Raw genomic sequence first — 4,196 nt, 5'->3', positions numbered from 1 at the left:
CGCGTGGCCATCCAGGTCGCAGTGCTCCAGGCGCCCGGGGGGGCGTGGCCCGCGGCCGTACCCGTTTTTGCGTCTGCTATATTTTTTATAGCTGCCGGCGCTTTAGGAGCCTGCGCCAGCGCCGCATTAAGCGAAGTATCACGGACAAAAAAACCGCGGTTCTTGCGCGCCACCACCAGGCCTTGCGCCAGCAACTGGTCATAAGCCGCCACCACGGTGGAGGCACTTACACCTTGCTGCTCGGCGCACAGCCGCACAGAAGGCAGGCGCGCACCAGGGGCCAACAGCCGGCTACGGATGCGTTCGGCAAAGCGCGCCGACAGCTGTTCGGTGAGGGACTGTGAAGCGGTTTTCATCAACATGGTGTGGCCTTGGCACGCCCTGCAGGCGGCATGTGTGCTGACAATTTGACCAATACAGTTTGGAAATTTGTACCAACAACTGTACTGGTGGTGTATTGCTTTCAACTATAAAGTTGAAAACATGAACTGGCAAGAATTTACGGCCTTACTGGTGCTGGCAACGGCGATGAGCTTTTCGCCGGGACCCAACACGACGCTATCAACCGCACTGGGAGCCAACCATGGGTTGAAACGCGCACTGCCTTTTGTCTGCGCGGTGCCGGTCGGCTGGGGCGTACTGCTGCTGGTGTGTGCCCTGGGGCTGGGCGCCCTGGTGCTGGCTGTGCCCTTGCTGAGCTGGGCCGTGAAGATCATCGGCGTGGCGTACCTGCTGTGGCTGGCCTGGAAGATTTCGCAGTCGCGCCAATTGAGCGAGGCGGACGCGGCGCGCCTGAACATCACTTTCTGGCAAGGCGCCGCACTGCAGTTTGTCAACATCAAGGCGTGGATGCTGGCGCTGGCCATCGTGAGCGGCTGGATTGCCGGCCGCGAGGCCCCGGGCGCGCGGCTGGCCATCGTATTGCCGGTGATGCTGGCCTACGCGTTTGTCAGCAACCTCACTTACGCGCTCGCCGGGTCATTGCTGCGCGAGTGGCTGACCGGCCCGTCCGGCAGCGGACGACGGCTCCAGTGGTTCAACCGCGCCATGGCGCTGGTACTCGTGGCCACCGCCATCTGGATGCTTTTTATATGACGTCCACATCTGCCGACACAAACAAAGGGCTATGGCTCGGCTTGCTGGGCATCGTGATTTTTGCCGTCACGCTGCCCATGACACGCCTGGCCGTGGGCACGCCCGATGCACCGCAGATGTCCGGCGTTTTCATCGCGCTCGGGCGGGCCACGGTGGCGGCCGTGTTGTCGGCGGCGTTTTTGCTGGCCACCCGCGCGCCACTGCCGCAGCGAAAGGACTGGTTGCCGCTGACCATCACCGCGGGCGGCGTGGTGTTTGGTTTTCCGCTCTTCACCTCGATTGCCATGCGTTACGTGGAAGCCGTGCATGCAAGCGTCATCCTCGGCGTGCTGCCCCTGGCCACCGCGGCAGTGGGCGCGCTGCTGCACCGCCAGCGTCCGTCTGCCGGCTTCTGGCTGTGTGCGGCGCTGGGCAGCGCGCTGGTGGTTTTGTTTGCCATGCTGCGTTCAAACAGTGAGGGTGGGCTGTCCATCCATTTTGCTGACCTATTGTTGCTGGCCGCCTGTTTGTGCGCGGCAGTCGGTTACGGCTACGGCGCGCGGCTGTCCCAGCACATGCGCGCCGAGCACGTGATCTGCTGGGCCTTGGTGCTCTCGCTGCCCTTGACTTTGCCGCTGTCTCTTCTCAGCTGRCCCACAGCACCACTCAAGGTCAGCGCCTGGGCCGGCTTTGCCTACGTGGCGGTGTTCTCGGCCTGGTTGGGATTTTTTGCCTGGTACCGCGGCCTGGCGCTGGGCGGCACGGTCCGTGTCAGCCAGGTGCAGTTGGTGCAACCGTTCTTGTCCATGCTGTTTTCTGTGCCGCTGCTTGGCGAGCACCTGGACGCGGTCACTGTCGGCTTCGGGCTGGCCGTGATTGCCACCGTTTTCATCGGCAAAAAAATGCCGGTGCAGTCAGGCGCCCGCATGCCGGCCGCCGAACCGGGCTCTTTGCTCAACACCAGAAAGTTGTGATGTACTCAGCCGCCTTTATCTTTGAACCCGGCACCTACGACGAACGGTTCCACACGCTGGACGCGCTGATCGAAGAAGCCGCCCTTGCCACGCCGGGCTACCTGGGCGCGGAGTCCTGGCGTTCGCCGGATGGCGTGCTGACCAATGCGACTTACTTCTGGGAGACCGAGGAATCGCTGCGCGTATTTTCAGCACACCCCAAGCACCTGGAAGCCAAACGCCAGTACACGCAGTGGTACAAAGGTTTTCACATCGTCATCTCACAGGTGTTGCGCTCTTACGGCGACGGCACCATTACACACATCACGCCCAACCAGCGAAAGCGGGCATGAAGCGGGCTTGAGGCCGCCCGCCGCTTTTGCACTGCTTTCCAGGATATCCCCTACAACAAGGAACCATCGATGACCCCCGAACAACGCCTGCAGCAACTCGGCCTGATCCTGCCGCCCGTCGTGACCCCTCGCGGCAACTTCGATGCCTGGGTGCTCGACGGTTCCATGCTGTACCTGTCGGGCAAGGGCTCGCCGCTGCGGCAAGACCTGGCTGTGGTGCCTAAGGTCGGGCGCGAGATCAGCGCGGAGGAAGCCCGCAAACATGCCCACGACGTCGGACTGAACCTGATTGCCACCATGAAGGCCGCCCTGGGCGAACTTTCGCGCGTGCGGCGCGTGGTCAAGCTGCTGGGCATGGTCAATGCGGCGCCCGATTTCACGGGCCATACCGAAGTCATCAACGGCTGCTCTGACCTGCTGGTGCAGGTATTCGGCGACGCGGGCCGCCATGCGCGCTCGGCAGTCGGCGTGGGCTCACTGCCGCGGGGCTTTGCGGTGGAAATCGAAGCCATCGTGTCGGTCACGGAGTAAGCAGCATGAAAATGAACGAAATTCCCTTCGGCACCACCGACTGGTCCAACGTGGAACGCACCGAACATTCCGCCCTGGAAGGCAAGGCCTTCTGGCGCACCCGCAAGTTTGGCGATGTGCGCGTGCGCATGGTGGAGTACACGCCCGGCTATGTTTCCGATCACTGGTGCAGCAAAGGCCACATCCTGCTTTGCCTGGAAGGCGAGCTGCATACGGAGCTGGACAACGGCAGTGTGCACGTGCTGTTACCGGGCATGAGCTACCAGGTGGCAGACGGCGCCGAAGCCCACCGGTCGACCTCGCCTTCGGGGGCCAAACTGTTTATCGTGGACTGACCCCGCACCAACCGTCTCACCTCGGTACCGGTAGATCGATTCACAGCAACGTCTTTTTTTCTTTCAGTGAAGTAGCGCTTTCAACCCGCATCAGGACAGCTTTCATGCATATCGCCATCCTTACCTTCGACGGCTTCAACGAACTGGATTCCTTGATCGCCTATGGAWTGCTGAGCCGCATTTCGCTGCGGGGTGATGCCGACTGGAAAGTCAGCATTGCCAGCCCCACCGAGCGCGTGACGTCGATGAACGGCCTCACCATTGATGCGCATATCGGCCTGAAAGAAGCCAATCGGGCCGATGCCGTATTAATCGGCAGCGGAATGAAAACGCGCGAAGTCGCCAATGACGCGTCCATCCTCGGTCAACTGCAGCTCAATCCACAACGGCAGCTCATAGCGGCGCAGTGCTCCGGGACCTTTTTGCTCGCCAAGCTAGGGCTTGTCGGCCAGATGCCGGCATGCACGGACTTGACCAGCAAGCCCTGGGTGCAGGCAGCCGGGGTGAGCATCCTGAACCAGGCCTTCTTTGCGAAGGGCAACCTGGCGACCGCAGGCGGCTGCATGTCCGCGCAATACATTTCCGCATGGCTGATTGCCCGGCTGAAGGGCATTGACGAAGCCCGCGAGGTGCTGCACTACTTTGCCCCGGTCGGTGAAAAAGAGGAATACGTCTCACGGGGACTTGCACATCTGAAGGCGAATTTACAGGAACAGTCGACGACACCGGAAATGTCCGGCGCGTCGTGACGCCAGACCCGCAAGGACGGGTATGGCGAGTGTGAAAGCAAAGACAAGTGCACGGAGCGGGGGCAGAATGAATGCGCCAAGTCGTCCCCGCTCCCGGCAGCCACCGGACAGTGGATTTTGAAAATCTTGCCAAAAATTTTTGTGCCCGGTTGTCTTTTGACGGCCCATAAGGACAGAGTGAAATGGAATGGACCCAAGCGC

The 4,196-nt window shown here is 61.5% G+C and carries 7 protein-coding genes; 6 read left to right on the top strand and 1 reads right to left on the bottom strand.

The features are described 5' to 3' along the window. Positions 1 to 362: GntR family transcriptional regulator (locus AC1D1X_RS16995; RefSeq protein WP_477698718.1), on the bottom strand; the 362-nt coding region annotated here is incomplete at its 3' end. A 121-nt stretch (positions 363 to 483) separates the two neighbouring features. Between AC1D1X_RS16995 and AC1D1X_RS16990 the strand changes: the two genes are divergently transcribed. The 6 genes from AC1D1X_RS16990 (at position 484) to AC1D1X_RS16965 (ending at position 3,995) form a co-directional block, all read left to right on the top strand. Beyond that, entirely contained in the window at positions 484 to 1,095 is a 612-nt protein-coding gene (locus AC1D1X_RS16990) for a LysE family translocator (RefSeq protein WP_477668684.1), read from the top strand. After that, entirely contained in the window at positions 1,092 to 2,048 is a 957-nt protein-coding gene (locus AC1D1X_RS16985) for a DMT family transporter (RefSeq protein WP_477698717.1), read from the top strand. Before AC1D1X_RS16990 ends, AC1D1X_RS16985 begins: the two co-directional genes overlap by 4 nt. Beyond that, positions 2,048 to 2,380, top strand: coding sequence for an antibiotic biosynthesis monooxygenase family protein (locus AC1D1X_RS16980; RefSeq protein WP_477668686.1), 333 nt, complete (start codon positions 2,048 to 2,050; stop codon positions 2,378 to 2,380). The genes AC1D1X_RS16985 and AC1D1X_RS16980 overlap by 1 nt, the downstream gene beginning before the upstream one ends. Positions 2,381 to 2,449: 69 nt before the next feature. Beyond that, the gene (locus tag AC1D1X_RS16975; protein WP_477668687.1) at positions 2,450 to 2,911 is read left to right on the top strand and encodes a RidA family protein; all 462 of its coding nucleotides are present in this window, start codon (positions 2,450 to 2,452) and stop codon (positions 2,909 to 2,911) included. A gap of 5 nt (positions 2,912 to 2,916) precedes the next feature. Next, positions 2,917 to 3,246: a DHCW motif cupin fold protein gene (locus AC1D1X_RS16970; RefSeq protein WP_477668688.1), complete on the top strand. Its 330-nt coding sequence runs from the start codon at positions 2,917 to 2,919 to the stop codon at positions 3,244 to 3,246. A gap of 104 nt (positions 3,247 to 3,350) precedes the next feature. Beyond that, positions 3,351 to 3,995 (top strand): DJ-1/PfpI family protein, encoded by a 645-nt coding sequence (locus AC1D1X_RS16965; RefSeq protein WP_477698716.1) that lies wholly within the window; start codon positions 3,351 to 3,353, stop codon positions 3,993 to 3,995. Positions 3,996 to 4,196 lie beyond the last annotated feature (201 nt).

It is taken from the genome of Polaromonas sp. P1_G4 (genome assembly GCF_056405475.1).
The sequence above is the reverse complement of the archived record's forward strand: the minus strand, read 5'-3'. Positions and strand labels throughout refer to the sequence as shown.

What these genes read in the sequence shown, in the direction of transcription:
- AC1D1X_RS16990 (WP_477668684.1), top strand. Translation starts at nt 484, where the DNA reads ATGAACTGGCAAGAATTTACGGCCTTACTGGTGCTGGCAACGGCGATG.
- AC1D1X_RS16970 (WP_477668688.1), top strand. Translation starts at nt 2,917, where the DNA reads ATGAAAATGAACGAAATTCCCTTCGGCACCACCGACTGGTCCAACGTG.
- AC1D1X_RS16975 (WP_477668687.1), top strand. Translation starts at nt 2,450, where the DNA reads ATGACCCCCGAACAACGCCTGCAGCAACTCGGCCTGATCCTGCCGCCC.
- AC1D1X_RS16980 (WP_477668686.1), top strand. Translation starts at nt 2,048, where the DNA reads ATGTACTCAGCCGCCTTTATCTTTGAACCCGGCACCTACGACGAACGG.